Here is a 22,994-nt window from a genome sequence, read left to right as displayed (position 1 = left end):
CCCACCGATAGGGTCAAAGTTCGGTGTAGCAACACGGTTCTCTAATTCAACATAAACAATATTGGACGGGATCGACTCTTCAGAATCATAGATAGCTGTAACATAATAATAATACTCTTCCAAAGTTTCTAAATTGAAGTCATAATAATTAGTATTTATAACCAGTTGCTGATTGATCTTAATTCCATTACGATAGACATTATACCCTTGCAGTGTCCTGTCACCTTCATTTCTCAAAATTCCGGAGGAACGATTCCTGCTTCTATCCGCCTCTCGTTGTAAGAAATCAGTGTTATCATGATCAGATAAAGCTGCATAGGCAGCTGCAGGAGGATCCCATTCCAGATAAACAGCGTCATCAATAAAATCCGAAGTCAGGTTAAGAGGTCTCGTTTCAACATCACCTGCTGACACACCAAAGAAGACCATCTGGGCTTGCGGTTTATTGGAAGTGGATGTTGTTGTTACTGCATTAGTTTGATCTGAATTGTCGTTCCAGACATAACGATAACCGTTAGAGACTGTGTAGATCCTCTGCTGACCTGAAGCATTGTAGTTTGGAACTTGTGCAAAAGCAGTATCCACCAGAATATTATCCACCCCATTCCATTGAAAAGGTGTATCGAGAGTCAGCATATCCCAACCACCGGCAACAGGCATATAGCTTGGGATTAACAGTACTGTTTCATAAGGTCCATAATCATGACTGCTGGCATCTGTTGCCGTAGTATGTTTCATCCTGATGATAAAATTAGGTAGAGCATAAGCAGGAGGTGAAGTAACATAAAAACCAAATTCTGTTAATAGTCCTCCAGCTATCATACCTGCAGCATTGAGTTCAGCAGCAGGATATACTGTCTGCCCTCTCTGGCTTCGATACCAGATATTTATTGGATTAGCAGTAGTAGTTCCGTTTGTTGCAGTACCTGAGCCCATCTGAACTGTAAAAGAACCTCCGACATTGAGATTGATATTTCCATTGTTTATGTAGTTTCCATATTCGATAGTATAACCTATCGTGAAAAAAGTACCAATCTCTATTCCTGCTCCAATATCTAATAATAGGGTGGGATATATCGTTTGACCGGATAGTAACTGAGAAGCATTATCATAACTAATATCAAGAATACTAACCTGCGGATGATTAGAAACAAAACTCATACTGACTTCAGGAGAATTAGCTGCACCAATGTTTCTTACCGGAACAGATACAGTTATCATCTCACCCGGATCAATGATCCCATCATTATTTCCATGGGGAATAAAGTCGTAGATCAAGAGATCCTCGGTCTGTAAATTTGGTGCTTGAATTAAAATAGTGAAACTCTGCTGCCAACTTAGATCCAGATCACTTTGCATTGTAAGTGTCATGTGTGCTTGATGTTGATCAGGAACATTATCAGCAATAGAAATGCTAAAGGCATTATCTACTGAGACCAATTCCTCTACACCTATTACACCAAAATATTCTGTATTATCTATAATATTAACATATTGATCATTAGTTGATAGGGTGGCTGTTACTTCACCGGCAGTCGTGCCTCCAATGTTATTCAGAGTCATCGACATAGAAAGAGTTTCTCCAAATTGTGGTAAATTAGAAACACCTCCGGAGTAGCTGATATTCTCAATGATAACATACGCGTAATCAGGATTTATCGAATCAGTTGTAAAGAATATTGCTGACTCATTTGTTATTGGTCTCGCTGCGGTGGGATATACGTTAGCAAAAGTATAGGTCATACCAACCGACTCTGTGTGATCAGCAATACCTACAGTGGAGTAATTACCCCATTCAGGAGAAGCTTGATTATTAACATTATTGAATACTTTGTATTGGATCTTTATGTTTCCATCTCCAGTAGATGTCATATAAACTGCGGGATCATAAAGAATGATCTGAAATGTTTCTTCTGCGTTACCTACTCTGTTCAGCATATTTTGCCATTGAATGATAAAAATTGATTCATTCTGATTGTAATATGTATAAACCCCTCCAGCACTGGTAGAAAGATTATCCCAGAAAGCAGCTATCATAGCAGCCGGTCCCATTGGTCCGGGTAATCTGTAATTTCTGAAAGTACTTTGTTCTGTCACTCCGAAACTTGCCCAACCGTTGGCACATATACTGATTATATCATAATCTATTCCATAAAACCTGAAAGTAAAAGGAAGATCCATGCTTATTACCTGATGAAGATTAACATGATCTGATTGCAATCCTGTATTAGTGCCATTACCACCGAGAGTTGGAACGATCTCGATCCAGTCATATTCCGGTGCTAGAAAATGATCAACATCGCCACTATCGTAACAACGGTAACCGTAAGCATCAGGTCCTAATGGATCATCAACAGTGACTGTTCCAATCGTTAAAGTAAGTTGTACCGTCTGTTCAAATCCTGCAGAGTTATAGAGTAGCAAATCAAGATAAAAGATCGTACCGGGTACGATAACACCTGAAGCAGATAAAACAAAATTATTACTACTATTAGTGATTGTACCGCCTGAAGTGATATTGCCAAAATATGCAGTTGGGTCAATTATTGATAAACCATCACCACCGCCACTAATTGTACCATATAAATCAGTAAGCCCGATATTGCCATTATTGTGAAGAGTTACGAACATCTCTGATGTCTGACCCGGCTCTAAGGGCAAATCACCGGTAAAGGTAATATTAGTGGGAACAAGATTACCATTATTGACTGTTAAGGGGAAACGACTAGTCCAATTATTAACCAAGCTTTCATTAACATTAAGATCCATAAGAACAGTATGACCGGAAGGTGTATCCGGAGCGATCTCTATTATGTATTCATTTATGCTTTGACCAGTTCCTCCAGCAACTATATTTGGATAAGTCGAATAGTTTTGAATGATATTTACATACTCACTTTCAGATGATAAAGTAGCATTTAGACTATATGCTTGCCTTCCTAAATAGTTCTTCAAATTTAATACAAAACCTACTTGATTGCCTGCATTGGGAACTCCATTTACAAAGAGACTATGTAGTGAAACAGATGGGCCACCATCAAAAGAAAATGTGCCGTGATGTGGTATATAATCCGGTTTTGTAACAGTTACTTTTACAGTTCCATTAGTATCAGAACTGAAGAAATGGGTGATATTACCATTTTCATCTGTATACCCAGTCACAAAAAGTGTTTCATCATTCCCCACGACCTGTCTGAGTGTTACCCAGGCATTTTCTACCGGTTGGGAAAATTCATCAGTTACTGTTAAATCTAAGTAATTGGTTCCTAATGGAAGTAATTGATTATAGGCAACATTAAGTTGTTTGGGATTTTCTACCCAGATATCCATAGAAGGATCGCCCATCAAGCTAGCTTTGTGGGTATGGTAAGGGACTTCAGAAGAATGCATTATATCCCACGTTTGATGTAAGAAGATCTTACCTCTTACCAAAGTTTCGCCCATAGTTCGAATACCTTCATTGAATATCCCATAGAAAAAGGCACCGGTATAGGCATTATTGAAAGCTGTTTTGGTTGATGCAGTATTCATCCCGACCGTAGCTACAGCCCCTTTAGGTTCACCAACAATACCCATGTTAACTATTGCTTCTGCTTTACTAGAATTATCGAAATACAAAGTTGAGCAGGTCATAAAGAAACAGTTAGGCAACATCAAGCCATTACTAAGAGATGATGCATTAGGTGACCAACCAGCCATACCTATATATCCCCTAAAGGGAAAGAAAGCAATCCCTTGATTAAAAGCATTATTGATAACTGTTGTAGCGCTACCATTATAATGCTCAGTAAACTGAAAGCTTGGATTATATCTTTGCATGATCTCTTTAACATATCTGATAGTAATTCTGGGAGATTCACCTGAAGATGTTGTTCCATCACCTACCAGTAATGAATGCTGATACCAATTGATGTTGTCAAGATAGGGATATCTCTCATAGTTCTCTATCTTCTCCCAGATAACCATTAATTGATCTAAATTGCCAAAGGGGAATCTGCCCACAAAAGTGTCGGGAATATCATCATTACCTTCCAATAACCCATAAATGTGATCTGTTGTTGCCCCGTATCCACTGGTTGTAGGAATAGTAAAACTACCACTACCTCCACCTATCAAAACTATATACTCGGGTGGATTTTCCCAAGTATTATAAGCATTCTGAATGTAGTTTTTTATAGCAGTGTTATTACTTAAATCCGCGGTATCTTTCGCAAATATCTCAAAACCTTTATCGCGTTTCCAGTTAACAAATTCGTTTACTACAGGTGTTATCAATGTACTGTGATGATGGATAACAAGAATGCTGCGTGCCTGATATTCCAGATCGGGATTGCGGAATTGCCAATAGTTAAGCAATGCACCCTGATAGATATTTTCAAAGCTGCGGGATAATCTACGGGAAGGTCTATCTATCTCATTCTCTCCGGGAAAAGTTCTGTCATAGTTTACTCTTAACCTGATGTTTTGGTGAACTGTCAGTTCTCTACGGAGCGGATTGTAAGAAAAGGGATAGACAACTAAGGATACAGTTCTGTAATCTCTTAAGATTGCCGGTGTTCCTATATCCATCAATTTTGCAGGATAGGAAACATCCTGTTTGTAAAATTCGTTGTCATATAAAAAGCCCAGCTCATCGGAAATCACCATATCTGGACCCTGAGACGGGAAAAAGAGGATATTCTCCCTTATCTCAGTTGCTGTAACTTTCAGTTCTTCTATAGATGCAATACCTCTTTCCGGTATAGCAAGCATAACTGTAAAGAAGGGGATTTCTGGTAAACCCTCTTCAAATATATATCCTGCTTCCGGATGATAGATACGCTGATATTCTACACCGTCGACTTTATTGAGGATATACTCGTAATCTTGTAGATTAAATTCCAGTTCAGTATAGTTATCACCGGTTGATACTACCTGAAAGGATGTTGAAAGTGCATGTGTGAAGCTGATAGACATTACTATCATAACCAATATTAACAACACGACATTAAATCTAAAACTAAACTGATTAACGTAATTCATTGATCCTACCTCTGTTTTTTCTTTACATTATTATAGTCAAAATAAAAAGCAATTTATGTTCCAAAATACAAAAAAAGGGGGTGAAAAAAACACCCCCTTAGCATACTATTTATCACACAGAGTTATTACTCTGGAATTCTTTCATAAATTCAGCCAGTTTGATAGTTGCTTCCATTGGCAGAGCATTATAGATCGAAGCTCTACAACCCCCAACACTTCTATGACCTTTAAGTCCACTCATCTTATTAGCAGCTGCTTCTGAAATGAACTTAGCTTCTAACTCTTCGCTTGGTAATCTAAAAGTAACATTCATCAGAGAACGGGAATCTTTTTCTACTGTACCTTTGTAATAGCCGTTAGAATTGTCAATAGTGTCATAGATGTATGACGCCTTTTCTTCGTTGATCTTTTCAATAGCAGTCAGTCCACCTTTATTCTCGATCCATTTCATTACTAAACCGACAATATAGATCGGGAAGGTCGGAGGTGTATTATGCATCGAATCTTTATCGATATGAGTTTTATAGCTGAGCATAGTAGGAAGATTGGGTTGGATCTTTTCCACCAGATCATTTCTGATCAGTACCAGAGTTACACCGGCAGGACCAATGTTCTTTTGAGCACCGGCATAGATCAAGCCATACTTATTAACATCGAACGGTTTACTCATTATATCCGAAGACATATCAGCAAAAAGCGGAACATTTGCAGGAAGATCGGGGCATTTTTTAAACTGTGTCCCGAAAATAGTGTTATTGGTCGTAATATGCAAAAATGCTGGATTTTCTGACAGATTGAGATCTTTGGGAATATAGGAAAAGTTTTTATCTTCCGAAGATGCAGCTGCATGTGCTTTTTTCCCTATTTTCTTTGCTTCTTTGTAGGCATTCATAGCCCAGCTACCGGTGAGAATATAATTGGCTTCCTTATCATCCGGGCAGAAATTCATGGCTGTCATTAAGAATTGAGTAGTGGCTCCTCCACCTAAGAAGAGGACCTTAAAATCATCTCCAATACCTAAAACTCTTTTGACTTCGGCAACAGTTTCATCGAAAATTGCCTGATAATCTTTGGAGCGGTGACTCATTTCCATCACCGACATCCCTTTACCTTTGTAATTGAGAAGATCTTCTTTAACCTCTAAGAGAACCTCTTCAGGTAATACAGCCGGACCGGCACTAAAATTATAAACTCTGTTTTCCAACATAACTCTGTACCTCCATAATTTTTGTTCCAGAATATTTTTGCCGATCTTTACGGCAAGTTATTTAACACATTAGAGAGCCAGAAGATGATACTGACGGTTAGAAAGGGTATCAATAACAGCGGCAAAAGAATTCTGAGGACTTTTTTATAACTCGTTTGGAAATACTCAACGCTAAAAGCCATACAGGGATGCAGAGGAGAAATGAGATAACCGGTAAAGAGTGAAAAATAGACAAAAGCAAATAGTACCGAGTTAAAAGAGGTCAATTCATAAACCGAAAAAATGAAGGGATACACTATTGATAGTGCGATCTCAATTCTACCGCTAATAAATGTTAACAAAAATGCCATTATCCCAACTACATATATGGGGGGTGAAAACCCCTGAAAGAGTATATTAAGGTTTTCATAACCCTTCAACATAGCGAGAAAGAGCAGGAGAAACAGGAAGAGCAAAGAGAACTGTTCAAATTTGCTCTTTTTAATTATCGGTAGTAATTCTCTGATCCTTATCCGGTTACTAATCATAGCTATTATAACACTACCTAACATAGCCAAGAGAAAGGATAATCTTTCATATTCTTTCAAGACCGTAGTACTCAATATGATATGCAATATCGGAGCCGCAAGAAAGATCAATAATGTTTGAATAGTTTTCCTTTTGCCGAGCTTTTTATCGGTAATGGGGAGATCTACACTATTATCCTGTATCTTTCTTAACAGGAAAAAGTATCCTGTCACAAACATAACCAACATAACAGGGATCATCGCTAAGACTGCTTGAACTATAGTAAGACCGGCAAGTTGAGCTGCTATGATCAGTGAAGGGCTTAACGGATACACAATGATCAGTAGATGTCGAAACCAAAGATTAATTACCGTCGTATGTTCATTAGAGATATTCTTATCAAAATCTTTTAATAACGGACCAGATAACAGAGCTCCACCGGGTATAGGAAGCAACCCGAAGAGAAGGGGTGTCATCATTAAATAGAGCCTCTTCTTCTTCTTCAAGCGATTAAGGATCTCTGCTAAATGGACAGATTCTCTCATAATTGCACCGAGAACCGGAATAAGACCGACCCCAATAACTAAGAACCAATTCGCCGGAGTAGAAAATGTCTCAATAGTCAACTGCAGAAATACATAAATATCATAGTTTATCAAACCAAAAACAATACCTGCAGCTAATACGCCCATCCAAAGCCGCCAACGTGATAGTATCATCATCAGTGCAAAAGCGAGTACTATACTAATTGTAAGTTGGGTCATAATAACAAAATTACCTCACGGGTACGGGGACCATCAAATTCACAAAAGAAAATTCCCTGCCATGTCCCCAAGATTAACTTGCCGTCAGAAACACCGATTCTGACAGAACTACCAATAAGCACGCTCTTTATATGAGCAGGCGAATTACCTTCTAAATGCTGATAATTAAGATTTTCAGGAACTGTTCTTTCCAACCACATACCTACATCATTTACTACATCAGGATCTGCGCTCTCATTTATCATTACTCCGGCAGTAGTATGGGGAACATATACTGTCAACAAACCTTCATTTATATTATGTTTTGTAACAAAATCTCTTACCTTGGTGGTAATGTCAATAAACTCACTTTTATGAGAAGTTCTAACACTAATCTTTTCTTTTATCATCAAAAACCTCTATATAACTAAGTAATAAACAAGTTCCTACAAAGAAGAGGAGTTATGTGTTGTCAATATTTTTGTTGGATTGATGAATTCAGTTCCCAAGTTAGCATAAACTAACCTAAACATTGAGTTCTTAACAAACAAAAATCATCTTTGTAGGGGCGATTCACGAATCGCTCTCATAGATAAAATGAATTAGCAAGTAAATATCCAAAATTGTTACTAAAGGCATTATAAAAATGAATTATAGGGCGCTTCGTGAATCGCCCCTACAAGAAATGCCATAATATTTTAACTCAGTTTAATGGATTAACATAAAGTTCTTGGTTGTGTAGAGAATCTTAAATACCATATTCCAAAAGTTCTTGACATTTCATAAGAACTATAGATTATATCCATTAGGAGAAAATTGAAAAAAAACTGGAGGTTTTTATGGATACAAAAGCGTTTATGGAAAATATTCGCCGTGAGATTAACAGCGCCATGTCGAAGGCCTTTGACAAGGTTGAAGAATTGTCCAAATTATCACGCTTGAAATTGAAGATCGGCTCGATGAAAAGTGAGATTAAGGACATCAAAACTGAGATTGGTGGTTATATTTTAGAACATAATAAAGATTTCAAAGACAACGAGTTTCTGACTGAGAAAGTCAAAAAGATCCATGAAATAGAAAAAACCATCAGTGGTTTGGAAGCTGAAATAGCTACATTAAAGGAAAAAGGAGAAGATGACGAAATTCCTGATGAAGATTAGAGAAATATTACCATCATTACTCATTCTTTTGTTATTGATAGCATCTTGCGGAATATTTGAAACGAGAGAGGCAGAAGATCCAGTAGGTAAAGTATATTGGAATCATTTTCCAATAACTGCTTTTCAAACGTTGGATAATTTGATCTATGCCTATGATTATAATGAGAATATCAACCGCTACAGTACGATTTTGAGTGATGATTTTGAGTTTTTCTTTGATACACAGGATATACAGGATTTCAATCTCCCGATCTCTTGGAACAAACAAATGGAAGTAGAGATGCGGAGTTTAATAGATAAAAAGATTGAGTTAGAATTAGCGCTCATAGAAGATAAGGATGACATAATCCAGTCTGATACTGCTGTAATCTACCGCGATTATCATCTTGTTTTAACTAGGTCATCCGGTACAACAAACTTTATAGGTAGCATGACACTATACATGCAGCGAGATACAGATGGTTTTTGGCGAATTAACCGCTGGGAAGATTTTCGCAAAGAGAATCAGGTAACTTGGGGAAGATTAAAATATGAATTCATTCCTCAATAAACTCCCTTTCTTTATCATAGCCGGCATATTAATTATGCTGTTCATATCAATAAACGGTTGTACTAACCCGTTTAACCCTAATATTGTCAAAACTCCCGGTGATCATCAATTGTACTCAAATACAACCCCGCGTAATGTCCTTAAAAATCTTGAGATATCTTATAATCAGCAAGATCTGGATCTTTTCAAGAGTTGTCTTTCTACTTCATTTCGTTTTGAGCTACTCTCCATGGAAGTAGATGAAATCGGCATTGATATGGACGGAGACGGGATTAAAGACAGCTGGTGGGATTACGACAAAGAGGTCGAATATCATCGTAATCTCTTTCAGGAAGGTTCTTCTGACGGAGCTTACCCTTCACCGGATCACATATATTTAAATCTACAGATTCCACAGGAAGATGTGTGGTTAACAGATAATCAGGAAGGGAGAGAAGATTGGGTAATCATCCCGACTTATTTTACTCTCTCGATAACCATTTTTGGCACTTCCAATATAACAGCAGATGGTTATGCCAGATTTTATTTACGTCCCGAAGGTGAAGAATGGCGCATCATCATCTGGCGAGACGAATCCAACATATGATCTTTAATAGCTCTGATTTGTTTTTTTATAACTACTAATTCAATCACCTACTTCAAACATATATCAAAAGAGCAGAAAATGTCAAAAATTATGGGAATTGATTATGGCCAGAAAAGGATCGGTGTTGCTCTTAGTGATGAATTACAGATGTTTGCATCGCCTTACTCAACTATTATAAATACCAATAGAGAAGAGATTATCCTGAAATTAACTGAAATCATTCAAAAAGAGGGAGTTATTAAGATAGTAGTTGGAGTACCCTATTATTTGGACGGTACATCAAGTAAACAGACAGAAGAGGTTCTCCGGTTCATCAGACATTTGAAGAACAACCTTACACTGCCCATTGAAACCTTTGATGAAAGATACAGCTCTTCAGAAGCGAGAGATATCCTTAATAAAAAGAAGAAAACCGTTAAGGAGAGTAAGGAAAATATTGACCAAATTGCTGCTGCTATTATTTTGCAAAATTATTTGCATAGTGAAGATAAAGGAAAATGAGAATATTCGCAGTTGTATTGGCTATAGTAATCTTAATAGTAATCGGTTATGAATTGTACCTCCTGGTATTCCCCACTACTATCAAGGAAGTAGTGGTTGAGATCAAAATCGGAGAACCGGCTGCAATCATAGCGGATAAACTGGTCAATCATGGTGTGATCCGCAGTAAATGGCTTTTTATTGCTTATATCCGATTAAGAGGTGTAGAAAAAGATCTGAGTTATGGCAATTATCTTTTCTCCGGCAGATTATCAACTGCCTCAGTAGCCAGAAAGTTAATAGACGGTAGAATCATTCTGGAGCAGGTCACCATTCCCGAAGGGCTAAATATCAGAGAAACCGCCAGAAGATTAGAAGCATCCGGATTTGGAAAGGCTGAAAACTACATTGAACTCTCTTATGATCCCGAATTTGCAGAAATGTTAACCGGCTTTTCTGTACAATCATTAGAGGGATTTCTTTATCCGGAGACCTATCATTTTGGTGACGGGGTAAGCGAAGAATATGTTCTAAGACGGATGGTCAATGAGTTTTTTAACAAAACCGCTACCTTAAGATTACCTGATGAATTCAACTATAGTTTCTATGAACTGATCATATTAGCTTCTATTATCGAGAAAGAAGCCCGATTTCATGACGAAAAACCTCTTATAGCAAGTGTTTTCCTAAATCGACTCAGCATTGGAAAACGACTACAAGCTGATCCTACTGTTGCCTATGCCCTATCCAAAAATGGTATTCAACGAACTACTATCTATTATGTAGATCTGCAGATAGATTCTCCTTATAACACATATCGCAGAGCAGGATTACCTCCAACTCCGATATGCAATCCTTCTGTATTATCAATGCAAGCTGTATTAGATCCAGCAGATTCGGAATTTCTTTATTTCTTTGCCGGTAAACGCGGTCGACATATTTTTTCCAAGACATATACAGAACATTTAAATAAACAACGAGCTTTGCGAAATCGGCCAAGAGAAGGTACATAATAAATAGTAGTGACTTTTTGGTTAGGGGATAGATACACAAATTATGAAAAACCGGTTTAAGATAACAAAAGTGTAATAAAGAATGGAGTTAATATGCTCTCACACTATATAAACAAAGATTTAGTGATTATCGAGCCACAGGTTCAGAACAAAGAAGAACTTTTTGAGAAGATGGTCAATCACCTTTACAATATGGATTATATTCTCAATAAAAAAGCGTTCTTACAGGCACTCCAAGATCGAGAAGATGTTTCTAATACCGAACTCATGCCTGGTATAGCTCTGCCCCACTCCCGTTCAGATTCAGTCGAAAAACTCTTTATGAGTATTGTTTTGATTAAGGATGGTCTCGATTTCGGCAACCCTGATATGGGTAAAGCAAAGATAATCTTCTTTTTCGGCACCTCCGATAAATTCAATAAAGAATATTTACAACTCCTCGCTAAATCTGCCCGTTTATTGAAAATAGAAGAGTTTCGCGATAATCTTCTGCAATGTAAAGAACCATCACAAGTTATACAACTCCTTGACGAATATGATAAACCTGAAGACGAAGCTGAAGAAAGCAAAGTTTACTATACAATGATAATTACTTTACATGAAACTCATCGCTTAGACGATCTATTGACTTCGATGGTGGAATTAGGCATTACTAATGCCTCTCTGATGGAATCAACATCCCTGAGCAGTAAGATTTCCTTAGATATTCCTGTTTTTTCCGGTATGTATTTTGATGAGACAAAGAAACATAAAGAATCAAAAGTTATCATCTGCTTGATTAATGATCAGAAGACAGCTCATCGCTTAGCTGAGCTTCTGAAAGAAAACAATCTCGATTTTAACAAGCAAGGGGTCGGTTTTATCCAGATTATAGAGACCTCTCTGCTCATTGGTAATCCCGATGAAGAAATCGAATTATAAATATGTGACGGTCTGAAACATTATGAATCATGTGATGAACCTTGTACTGCAAATTGCCTTGATTCTCTTCATGGCAAACATCCTACGGGCTGTTTCTATAAAAATCAAGTTTCCCCCTGTCATATCACTTATCCTGCTCGGCATAGTTCTCGGTCCCAGTTTGCTGAATTATGTACAAAAGAATGGGATTATTGAATGGATAGCACAGATCGGAATCCTCTTTTTGATCTTTGAAGCAGGTATTCAAACTAACCTCCATAAGCTAAAAGAGGAATCAAAAAAAGCGATCTCCCCTGCTCTTGGTGGAGTAATATTTCCGTTTAGTACAGGTTTCATCTTATCGATGCTCTTCAACTATAGCTTGGTTAGCAGTCTCTTTATTGGAGCTATTTTTACTGCAACTAGTATCAGCATCTCAGTTATCACCTTGATGGATATTGATAAATTAAAGAGCATTGAAGGACGTACTATAGTTAACAGTGCTATTATAGACGATATCCTGGGCATTTTATTGGTTTCATTCATTTTTGGTCTTTCCATCGAAAAGACCTCGACAACAGCCCTCTATCAAAGCGAACTCTTCTTAGCTATCATTAAAATTGTCTTTTATTTTATCATTGCATTCGCGGTCGGGCTTTATCTACTACCCGCTATATTCCTGAACTCAAAAAAATTGAATTTGGATGGTTCAATCCTCTCCCTGAGTGTAGCTATAATCTTTATCTATTCTTGGTTTGCCGAAATGTCCGGTTTAGCTGCTATCACGGGTGCCTATCTTGCTGGTCTCTTTATTGGGCAGACCGAGTACCGTAATTTGATAAATAGCGGTATATCTCAGGTCGGAAAATCATTCTTCATAGATTTTTTCTTTATCGGTATCGGACTAACTCTTCATTTAGGTGAGTTATCGATCAAACCTCTGTATTTAGTCCTATTTGTTATTTTAGCATTGGTCAGCAAGTTCCTCGGTAGTGCTGCCGGTGCCAGAATAGCTAGTTTTGATGTTACCCGTGCTACCCGTATCGGTTTTGGTATGATCCCTCGCGGTGAAGTCGCTCTGATTATTGCTTCGATGGGATTACGCCGTGATCTGATCTCTGTCGATGTCCTCTCAGCGACCGTTTTGATGGTTATCATTTCATCATTGGTTGCACCTTTCTTGATCAAATTCAGTTATAAGAAATTCCGGAAAGAGACCTTTTAAAAGGATTAGTAAAGATGCTGGAAAAATATACAAATCATGATCTGGTTCTCCTCAATCCCCAAATCGATAATAAAGAAGCTCTCTTTAAAGTAATGACTGATCACTTACACAACAAAGGTTACATTGAGAATCGACATCGTTTTTACAGAGCACTCGTAGCTCGCGAGCAAGCAGCTAATACAGCCATTTTCCCTCATATTGCCATCCCTCATGCCGGATGTAAAAGTGTTGGTCGTCTCTTTTTACTCATTGTGGTCAGTAAAAAAGGGATCAACTATGAACATCCAACCTATGATCCAGTAAATATTGCCTTTCTTTTCGGTTGTGATAATCAGCATAATAAAGAATATCTGCGACTTCTCGCCAAATCTGCCCGTTTACTAAAGAATCCCACTTTCAGTGAAAAATTGATCAATGCCAACAATATTGATGAAGTATTGAGCACTATCAGGGAGTATGATCAAGATATTGATCAAGAAGAGACTCATGATAATTTGCTCTTAGTAATTACCCTCTTTAAAAAACACAAACTGCCCGATCTCTTGACCTCTATGTTAGATGTCGGAATTCACAATGCAGAGGTAATAACATCATCTTCGATGTCACGTCGCATTGCTTATCATATTCCGGTCTTTGCCGGCTTAAGCATTCAAAGTAAGAAAAAAAGCTTGGAGTCGGTAGTCGTTATGGCAAACATTACCGATAAAAAGACTCCGCAACATCTCACCTCTATTCTCAAAGAACATGAATTGGATTTTTCGCAGGCAGGTGTCGGTTTTATGCAGGTTTTTCACTCCAGTATTATTATTGGAAATATAGACGAATTTAGTTGAGCAACAACCTATGAGAGTGTATATTATTAGACACGGAACTGCATCGCATCTCTTAGAGGATTATAATAAGAAGCTAACTTACTCACAGTTTGTCAATATTTTAGAAAGTTGGAAGAAATCCACTCTAACTCCTCTCGGAAAAGAAGAGATAGCCAAACAGGTCAAAGCTCTGCAAAATATGTATTCATTCATCTTTTACAGTCCAATGAAAAGAACACAACAGACTGCAAAAGCATTTCTCCATGATCCCCACGATTTTACTCATTCTAAATCGGTTCCTCAACTGGAGGAGATTTATATAACCCCCCCCTTATTGCCTAATACTATAAAAATCAAACTAAAATACTGGATCTTTCTCTGCCTGCTTAAATCTATCTTTACCCTGAAAATTGTCCGTTATTACATCCAGGCACGGCAGATCATTAAAATGGTCAAAAGAGTGAAAAATGACATCCTGATCATCAGCCATCAAGCAAGAATTTTTACTCTGATCGTCTATGCCTTCTTAAACCCCAATTGGAAAGTGATCAAGACCGATTTCAACCCCGCCGGTGTCTGTATTATAGAAAAGCGGGGTAAAAGCTAGATCCTTATTGTTTCTTTTAGTTAATCCTATTTTATCCACTAAGATACCGTAGTTCTAACCATTATTAACGTTCCTTTTCAGCTCAGTTTACACCCCCTCTACCTTAAGGAAGGCCTATAGTCGGTCGGGTGCCGACTATAGGATCCCCTAAGGGTTGCTCAGAAGAACGACTTATAAATAAACGAATCAGATATTTGCCATGTCTATATAAGATAAAACCAATAATGATTATTTATCTCAATGCTCTCGTAAACTTAGAAAGAAAAACACTAAAATAACAAACTCCGGCATCATCGTTCATTGTGAATTATTCTGTAAATAATGAAAGGTGTAGATCAGGTTAGACTCAAGAATTAAAGGTTTTTCATCTAAGAATTATCTAACCTTAGGAAGATAATGAAATAATTACTTGACATATTTATGAGTAGTACTTTATATGTGATAGTTAATGTTGTATGCATTTTTGTAGAATTGATGTGTGTAAACAGAGTTATGTGGTGATTGAAGTAAAAAATGTTCTTTGAAAGTATTATTTCAAAAGCAGGTTTTTTATTTCGGTGGAAAACATAAGAATCTACCTTTTACTATTAAATGCTGGTTTTTTTGCTGTAAAAATTCTCGGCAGGTAGCTATGGGAAGTCACTATTTAAACGTAGTAAACACGACTACAACAATTTTTGTTTTTTTCAGTTACAAAAACGTTTTTCTCAGAAATTTGGTGTCAATTATCCTATCGCAAAACTCACGACATCCTCTAAACGAGGGATGTTATGTAATCTGTAAACCTAACTTGATAATTTGATTTAATTCAAGGAGAGAACAATGAAACGCAATTTATTTTTAATCCTATTCCTGACACTAATGTTGGGGATGTTTGCCACTCTTTGGGGTGATATTACTATAACAGTTGGTGAAGATTTAACTTATAATACGACTTCAGGCACACCAACTCCCTATGGAACTTATTACAAAAATGCTCGTCAGCAGTATCTGTTTTATGCTGATGAACTTTTAGCTTTAGGGGCAGGACCGGGCAATATCAATGCTCTGGCCTTTAATGTTTTTGCTGTTAATAACTGTTCAGAAATGCCCAATTTTCGGGTCAGAATGAAACATACTGACCAGACAGTGCTGACAACTACCTTTGAAGTCGGGGATTATATGCAGGTTTGGCAGCATGCTAATTTTTTACCAGTTGATGGATGGAACCACCATACTTTTTCCACTCCCTTTAATTGGGATGGGGTTTCCAATATCCTGGTCGATGTAGTCTTCGATTTGATTCCGGGTTCTTTTACTCAAAATGCCTCAGTATATTATACGGCGACAACCGGGACCAACACAGCACTTCGCTATCAAAGTGACACTTTACCGGCTGATCAGAGCACTACTGGAACCTTATCGGTCAACAGAGCCAATATCCAGTTTGTTCTGCAGGCTTTAGTTCCTAATTTTGATGACGATTTGGCAGCAATCAGTATCGATGGTCCTGATGTAGTCAATGTCAATACTCTGACAACCTATACAGTAACTGTTCGCAATGCCGGAGCTAACATTCAGAACAACTATACAGTCAAGTTGATGAAAGAGGGTGGTATCGAACTGGCATCAGTCATTGTAACTGAGAGTCTGGCTTTCTTCGAATCAACAGAGGTAGAATTAGACTGGACCCCAACCGTTGAGGAAGCAACTTATGTTTATGGTAAAGTTGTCCTGACCGGAGATGAAGATCCGACCAACGATGAGACAGCTAATTTAGATGTATTGGTTGTTGGCGCAGCTGTTAGTGGAACTTTTGAAATCAATTGGGATGGAACAGGAGATTTTGAAACATTTACCGATGCACTATTCTATATCTCAAATACCGGAATTGACGGTCCTGTTATCTTCAACGTAGCACCGGGAATATATCAAGAACAGATTTTACTAACTGATATCACTGGTGCTTCAGAGATTAATACCATAACCTTTAACGGACTTGATAGTCGTCAAGATGCAATCATTCAATTTGAAACTTCCGTTAGTGCTGATCGTCATATTGTCAGGATTGATGGAGCAAGCCATATTCGTTTCAATAATCTGACAATTCAGGCATTAGATACAGGAACCTATGGATGGCCGGTTCATATTATGAGTAATTCTCAGGATATCCAGATTACTAACTGCTATCTGGCTACCAATGCTACTTCATCATCCTCTTTCTATATGGGATTAGTAGTTTCAGGTAGCACAACAAGCTATTTAACCGGTGCCTCAAATGTAAGTGATATCTTGATCGAGAATAATACCATTGTTGCTGGTTATTATAATCTTTCATATCGTGGTGTTGGAGCTACAGATAGGATTACTGGTATGCAAATTCTCAATAACGAGTTAATTGAAGGATATTATGGTGGGATTTATGCCTACTATGCTACTGCTCCGGTAATGAAGAATAATATCATAAATATTCGCTCTATTGGAACAACTACTACTTCAGGTTACGGTTTATATCTTTATTACATCTACGATGGTTTTGATTTCTCATACAATGTTATAACTAATCCCGGACAATATGGTATTTATGGCTTATATATCTACGGATCAGACGAAACCCCCGGCATGGTCTATAACAACATGATCGGTGGTGGCTTCAGAAATACGGGAACCTCTGCTCACGGTGTCTATTTCGGAACTGCTACTTCTTATATCAATCTGTATTATAATAGCATTAACGTTGATTCGGGAACCGGGGCGGCTGTTTATGCAACAACAGGTTTGACCAACTTCCGCGTACTTAACAACTCTTTTGCCTACACAGGCCCAGGGAATGGTCGAGCTGCTTATTATGCCGGTACTGCCAGTTTGTTAGAACACAATTACAACAATTATTTTGTTGGTGGCAGCACTCTATTTGTATATTATGGAACTGCTATTGCCGACTTAGCTGCCCTGCAGGCAGTCAACGTTCCCGAAGGGAATGATCTGCACTCCCGTGTCGGTAATCCGGGCTATTTAGGTGCGACTGACTTACATGCTGAAGGTCTTCAACTCTGGCAAGGAGGCACACCGATTCTCGGGATATTAGACGATATAGACGGGGATATGCGTGATGAGGAATACCCCTGTATCGGAGCCGATGAATTTGAGGTTATGGCAAACGATCTGGCAGCTATAAATATAACTGGTCCCAATCTTCTTTACATTGATGAGATAGCAACATTTACCATAACAGTGCAAAATATGGGATTGAATGATCAGAACAATTACACTGTCAAATTGATGAAAGAGGGAGAAATAGAATTGGCTTCTGTGCTGGTTACAGAAACTCTGGAAACTGATGCTCAGATTGACGTCAATCTGGATTGGACACCAACAGTAGAGGAAATTCTGAATGTCTACGGACAGGTAGTCCTTGCCGGTGATCAGAATCCTGCCAATGACTTGACCGGTCTCTTCGAGGTTGTAGTCGTAGCCGGAGCTTTAGACGGGACTTATAGCATCAACTGGGACGGCAGCGGTGATTTTCTTAGTTTTACGGAAGCAACACTATTGTTGAATCTTGTTGGTGTTAATGGACCTGTGATTTTCAATGTAGCTCCTGGTGTGTATCCTGAACAGATAGTGATTTCTACTATTCCAGGTGCTTCTGCAGTTAATACAGTTACTTTCAATGGTATTGGAACTGATCCGGAGGATGTTGTTCTTACTTTTGCTTCATTAGATACCAATAATCGTCATGTTGTCAAACTTGATGGAGCAAATCATGTGAGATTTAATAATATCAAATTTGAGGTTGGGGCTACTGCAACTCATGGATGGGTTTTTCATGTCACTAACTCTTCTGAGGATATTGAAATCACAAACTGCCATCTGGAAACTATAGCAACAGCAACCTCAACTTTCTATGCCGGTATTATAGTTTCAGGGAGCCCAACCGGGGCAACCACAGCAGGTGACAATGTTAATGGAATTCTGATCGAAAACAATACCATTGTGGGTGGATATTATGGCATTACTCTGATAGGAGCTTCTGCTACACCGATTTATGATGCCAAAGTAATTGGCAACACGATATTGGATTCATATTACTATGGTATGTATGTTAATTACCTATATCAGCCGGTGATCAATTATAATCACATAGATATCCGTTCCGAGGGGACAACAACTGCCTTTGGTGCGGGTATTTACAATCTGAATGCTACCGGACCACTGGAATTCAATGGTAACAAAATATTGAATCCTGGTCAGTACGGTATCTATGTTACCGGGTCGAGTTCAACTACCGAACCATCTCTGATTACCAATAATATGATCGGAGGCGGTTTCAGAAATACCGCTACTGCAGCGAGTGGTATTTATCTGGCTAGCAGTGCGAATATAGGAATATATAATAATAGCATCAATAATGATTCGACAACCGGGAGAGCGATTAATACTCTGGCAACTGCTACATCATTATATATCTTAAACAACTCTTTCGTTTTCTCAGGAACTGGAGCCGGTTATGCTGTTTATCACGCATCTACTGCAAGTATAGCAGCTCATGACTATAATAATTATTATAGTGGAACCAGTACCAACTTTATCTACTATGGTTCTGCAATTGCTGATCTTGCTGCTCTGCAGGCTGTCAATGTACCTGCCGGAAACGATCAAAATTCTCTGGCAGTTGATCCGTTATATGTTGGTCCCTTTGATCTTGATCTGCAAGAGGGCTCTGATCTTATCGGTGCCGCACTACCACTTGTAGCAGTTCCTTTCGATATCTATGGTATGCCGCGACATCCAATTACCCCGACCATAGGAGCTTACGAGTATTATCTCGGCGGTTTTGGGTCTCTTGACGGATACGTCTATGATCAGGCAGATGATTTACCACTAAGTGGTGTTACTGTCCAGGTGGTAGGAACTATATATGCTGCTACTACCAATGTTGACGGTTATTTCAACATCCCGTATGTATATAATGGAACCTATAATGTTACTGCCTCTCTCTTCGGTTACCTTGACGCGACGATTGAGGACGTTATCATAGTTGAGGATCAGAATACAGCTCTCAATTTCTACCTATTACTGCTAACCAATGTTACAGTGTCAGGACAGGTAGTTGGCAGCGATGCCCCGACGATTGGTTTGGCAGATGTTCCGGTAAGTCTGACCGGATATGAGAACTATTATACAGATACTGACCTGGATGGGTACTTTACAATACCGGGTGTCTTTACCAATCAAACTTATAATTTGAGTATTACAGCTCCAGAATATTCTTCTTATAATGAGCTAGTAATCGTTGGAACTGAAGATCTTGATTTAGGTATTATCATCGTCAATGAAATGGCATATCCACCTCATCAACTTGTAGCAACTGAAAGTGTTGATATGACCTACGTTGACTTGGAATGGACTTCACCCAGCGGTATAAATTATTTGTTCTTCGACTTTGAAATGGATGATGGTGATTGGATTCCAACAGCTACATGGGGTACTACCGATGGTGACTGGGAATGGACCAATACTTATGATGTCACTAACTTCGTCGCCGTAGAAAGTCCCACTTCAACCTTCCCACCAACAACTGCTCATTCAGGAACAGGATTATGGGGTACTGTAATTTATTCCAATCATACCAATTCCGGTGGTTTCAGCTATCTGACTCAGACCTTTGATTTTTCAGCGTTTAATGATGCTGAGTTGAGATTCTGGAGCTGGAATAATTCGTTTGGGAACTGGGACTATGGTCAGGTAAGTGTTAATGGAACCATTGTTTGGGGACCTGATTACAATGTGCCCTCCTGGCAAGAAATTGTTATCGACCTGTCGGCTTATGACGGTATGTCAGAAGTTACTATACGCTTTGAACACTATGCCACAACAGTTGTTGCCTATGCCGGTTGGTATATAGATGATGTCTATATCGGTCCGGCAGGTTCCAACCCGACCAGTGGTTCGGATCTCCTGGATCACTTCAATAGGATAGGATCAAGAGCTTTTGAAGACGCTTACATTGTTTACCGACTGATCCAGGAAAATATTGGTAACGAAGATTTGTGGGTTGAACTGGCAACAGTAGAAGCAGATACAACTTATACAGATCTAAACTGGGCAGATCAGCCGAGTGGATTATATCAATACGCTGTAAAAGCTGTTTATACAAATAACGTGCTATCTAACCCGATCTTTTCTAATGTCCTCGAAAGGATTATCCCCGGTTCTATTGAAGGAACGGTTGAGTTAACTGGAGGAACGGGTAATGTCACCGATGTCGTGGTAACAGCTAACGGTATAAGCGTCAATCCCGAGATTGATGGGACTTATGCAATTACTATAGAACAAGGAACTTATGATGTAACGGCGTCTCTCTACGGATATCAGACCGAGACCTGGATTGACGTTGTAGTGGTAGAAGGAATGGCTACGACAGGAATTGACTTTGATCTCGGCAATATTCAGATCGCAGTAAATCCACTTGAGATCTCCGAGAATGTTCTTTATACAACTCCCTTAACGGTACCGTTGACGATTACCAATGATGGGGCAGGAGATCTTGATTATGAAATATCCATTACTTATCAATTCCCCGAATCGCGAAGTCAACAAATGTTCCAGTCAATTCAAATGACTGAAGAACATCGTGCGCGTTATAATCCGGAATTAACCGAACAAGCACCTCAGACTATATATACAGCTGTTGATTATCAAACATATAGCAGAGAACTGTTTGATCTGTTGTATTCTTTCCCGACCGGGGCCGGTGCTGGTTATTCAGTAGCTACTGACGGTAACTTTATATACTCGGCAATGTGGAATAGTGCCGACATCTACAAATACACCCTGGATGGTAATTATATCGGAATGTTTACTATTATCGATTATCCCGGTGCTATTAGAGATATGACCTATGACGGTCAGTATTTCTATGGTTCACCCAATTCTAACGTTATCTATATCCTTGACCTGGCAAATGAAGAATATATTGGATCGATTACAACCGGTGCCACCACTATTCGCGGTATCGCCTATGATCCAGTAAATGATGGGTTCTGGGTAACTACCGGATGGGGTTCTCCGCTCAGATTGGTTAATCGAGCAGGCACAGTTGTTCAAACTGTAACAACGACAGCCGCCAGTATGTCCGGTTTAGCCTGGGATGGTGTAACCGAAGGTGGACCATATCTCTGGGCTTATACTCAACCTGGTGCTGAAGGTTCTAACAACAGAAATACCTTGTTACAAGTTGACCTGGCAGACGGTTCAGTCGTTCAGACCTTTAACTTGGTCCCATTGGGTGTCTTTGGCTTTGATACAATTTCCGGCGGTATGGATATCAGCAATCAATTAGTTTATGGGAAATGGACACTGCTCGGAATGACTCAGAATGATGTGATCTGGGTTATTGAGCTTGCTGATGATATTACGGAATGGCTGAGTGTTGATCCGATAATCGGAACAGTTCCAGCCGGACAGAGCATCATTCATGATGTTACTCTCGATCCGACCGACCTGATGTTTGGAACTTATTATGCAGATATCAACATTGCTCATAATGCTCCGGTTGACGATGTGGTTGTTCCTGTAGAGATGATCGTCTATACACCTGATCCTTATATAACATATGAACCACAGGTTTTCAATGTCTCGGCAGTGCAGGGCATGGCTGAAACCGAAGACCTGATAATCAATAACCTTGGTGGAGCTAATCTGAGTTACAGTATATCCTCATTAGCTGACTGGCTGAGCTTTGAACCCTCAGCAGGATTCATAATCCCGTTAAACAGCAATATAATCGAAGTTACTTTCGATGCTGCTGACTTAACACCTGGAGATTATACTGCTGATATAATTATCACTCATAATGCTCAGGGTGATCAGATTGTCATCCCTGTTAATCTATATGTAGGTGTTCCTGAGTTAGCTGTTGATCCACTATCGTGGGATTATGGTGATGTGGAGTTGATGAATCCGGCTAACAAGACCTTTGTCCTTAGCAATGCAGGTGGTGTCGGAACAGTTACGGTTACCGGTATCAATGTAGCCGGTGATTTTCTAGATTTCGATTACACAGCACCCGAGTTCCCATTCGATATAGTCGATCATGCCACACAGGAAGTAGTAGTTACCTTCACACCTCAGGTCTTAGGTGCCAGAGCAGCTAACCTTGAGATCTATACCGGTGACTTCACACCTTCCATTGTAGTAC

General features: G+C 38.9%; 14 protein-coding genes. 10 read left to right on the top strand and 4 right to left on the bottom strand.

Translation table 11 applies throughout. The features are described 5' to 3' along the window. The 4 genes from K0B81_08735 to K0B81_08720 form a co-directional block, all read right to left on the bottom strand. Nucleotides 1–5,022: hypothetical protein (locus K0B81_08735; protein MBW6516680.1), on the bottom strand; the 5,022-nt coding region annotated here is incomplete at its 3' end. A gap of 112 nt (nt 5,023–5,134) precedes the next feature. Continuing rightward, complete coding sequence (serC, locus tag K0B81_08730) at nt 5,135–6,226, bottom strand: phosphoserine transaminase (GenBank protein ID MBW6516679.1); 1,092 nt, start codon at nt 6,224–6,226, stop codon at nt 5,135–5,137. Between the two features lie 50 nt (nt 6,227–6,276). Beyond that, nucleotides 6,277–7,500: a DUF401 family protein gene (locus tag K0B81_08725; protein MBW6516678.1), complete on the bottom strand. Its 1,224-nt coding sequence runs from the start codon at nt 7,498–7,500 to the stop codon at nt 6,277–6,279. Beyond that, nucleotides 7,497–7,889 (bottom strand): secondary thiamine-phosphate synthase enzyme YjbQ, encoded by a 393-nt coding sequence (locus K0B81_08720; protein MBW6516677.1) that lies wholly within the window; start codon nt 7,887–7,889, stop codon nt 7,497–7,499. The genes K0B81_08725 and K0B81_08720 overlap by 4 nt, the downstream gene beginning before the upstream one ends. Before the next feature lie 429 nt (nt 7,890–8,318). On the opposite strand from K0B81_08720, the gene K0B81_08715 reads away from it, so the two are divergent. From K0B81_08715 to K0B81_08670, 10 genes are all read left to right on the top strand, one after another. Continuing rightward, nucleotides 8,319–8,639 (top strand): hypothetical protein, encoded by a 321-nt coding sequence (locus K0B81_08715; GenBank protein ID MBW6516676.1) that lies wholly within the window; start codon nt 8,319–8,321, stop codon nt 8,637–8,639. Next, a complete protein-coding gene (locus K0B81_08710) occupies nt 8,614–9,189 on the top strand; it encodes a hypothetical protein (GenBank protein ID MBW6516675.1) in 576 nt (191 codons plus the stop codon). The genes K0B81_08715 and K0B81_08710 overlap by 26 nt, the downstream gene beginning before the upstream one ends. A gap of 403 nt (nt 9,190–9,592) precedes the next feature. After that, nucleotides 9,593–9,775 (top strand): hypothetical protein, encoded by a 183-nt coding sequence (locus tag K0B81_08705; GenBank protein ID MBW6516674.1) that lies wholly within the window; start codon nt 9,593–9,595, stop codon nt 9,773–9,775. Between the two features lie 78 nt (nt 9,776–9,853). Next, a complete protein-coding gene (ruvX, locus tag K0B81_08700; protein ID MBW6516673.1) occupies nt 9,854–10,276 on the top strand; it encodes a Holliday junction resolvase RuvX in 423 nt (140 codons plus the stop codon). After that, nucleotides 10,273–11,268 carry an endolytic transglycosylase MltG gene (gene mltG / locus K0B81_08695; GenBank protein ID MBW6516672.1) on the top strand — a complete coding sequence of 332 codons (996 nt, stop codon included), beginning with the start codon at nt 10,273–10,275 and terminating at the stop codon, nt 11,266–11,268. Before ruvX ends, mltG begins: the two co-directional genes overlap by 4 nt. Nucleotides 11,269–11,361: 93 nt before the next feature. Continuing rightward, on the top strand, nt 11,362–12,189 hold the full coding sequence (locus tag K0B81_08690; GenBank protein MBW6516671.1) for a PTS sugar transporter subunit IIA: 828 nt from the start codon (nt 11,362–11,364) through the stop codon (nt 12,187–12,189). 22 nt (nt 12,190–12,211) lie between these two features. Beyond that, nucleotides 12,212–13,393 carry a cation:proton antiporter gene (locus K0B81_08685; GenBank protein MBW6516670.1) on the top strand — a complete coding sequence of 394 codons (1,182 nt, stop codon included), beginning with the start codon at nt 12,212–12,214 and terminating at the stop codon, nt 13,391–13,393. Between the two features lie 14 nt (nt 13,394–13,407). Then, complete coding sequence (locus K0B81_08680) at nt 13,408–14,226, top strand: PTS sugar transporter subunit IIA (GenBank protein MBW6516669.1); 819 nt, start codon at nt 13,408–13,410, stop codon at nt 14,224–14,226. Nucleotides 14,227–14,236: 10 nt separating this feature from the next. Continuing rightward, nucleotides 14,237–14,812 carry a histidine phosphatase family protein gene (locus tag K0B81_08675; protein ID MBW6516668.1) on the top strand — a complete coding sequence of 192 codons (576 nt, stop codon included), beginning with the start codon at nt 14,237–14,239 and terminating at the stop codon, nt 14,810–14,812. A gap of 822 nt (nt 14,813–15,634) precedes the next feature. After that, nucleotides 15,635–22,994, top strand: a 7,360-nt coding sequence (locus tag K0B81_08670; GenBank protein MBW6516667.1) for a carboxypeptidase regulatory-like domain-containing protein, incomplete at its 3' end; no start/stop codon positions are given.

It is taken from the genome of Candidatus Cloacimonadota bacterium (assembly GCA_019429305.1).
GTDB lineage: Bacteria > Cloacimonadota > Cloacimonadia > Cloacimonadales > JAJBBL01 > JAHYIR01.
The sequence above is the reverse complement of the archived record's forward strand: the minus strand, read 5'-3'. Positions and strand labels throughout refer to the sequence as shown.

Coding starts and splice junctions, on each gene's coding strand:
- K0B81_08725 (MBW6516678.1), bottom strand. CDS start 7,500: ATGACCCAACTTACAATTAGTATAGTACTCGCTTTTGCACTGATGATG.
- K0B81_08680 (MBW6516669.1), top strand. CDS start 13,408: ATGCTGGAAAAATATACAAATCATGATCTGGTTCTCCTCAATCCCCAA.
- mltG (MBW6516672.1), top strand. CDS start 10,273: ATGAGAATATTCGCAGTTGTATTGGCTATAGTAATCTTAATAGTAATC.
- K0B81_08685 (MBW6516670.1), top strand. CDS start 12,212: ATGAATCATGTGATGAACCTTGTACTGCAAATTGCCTTGATTCTCTTC.
- K0B81_08720 (MBW6516677.1), bottom strand. CDS start 7,889: ATGATAAAAGAAAAGATTAGTGTTAGAACTTCTCATAAAAGTGAGTTT.
- K0B81_08675 (MBW6516668.1), top strand. CDS start 14,237: ATGAGAGTGTATATTATTAGACACGGAACTGCATCGCATCTCTTAGAG.
- K0B81_08710 (MBW6516675.1), top strand. CDS start 8,614: ATGACGAAATTCCTGATGAAGATTAGAGAAATATTACCATCATTACTC.
- ruvX (MBW6516673.1), top strand. CDS start 9,854: ATGTCAAAAATTATGGGAATTGATTATGGCCAGAAAAGGATCGGTGTT.
- K0B81_08690 (MBW6516671.1), top strand. CDS start 11,362: ATGCTCTCACACTATATAAACAAAGATTTAGTGATTATCGAGCCACAG.
- K0B81_08715 (MBW6516676.1), top strand. CDS start 8,319: ATGGATACAAAAGCGTTTATGGAAAATATTCGCCGTGAGATTAACAGC.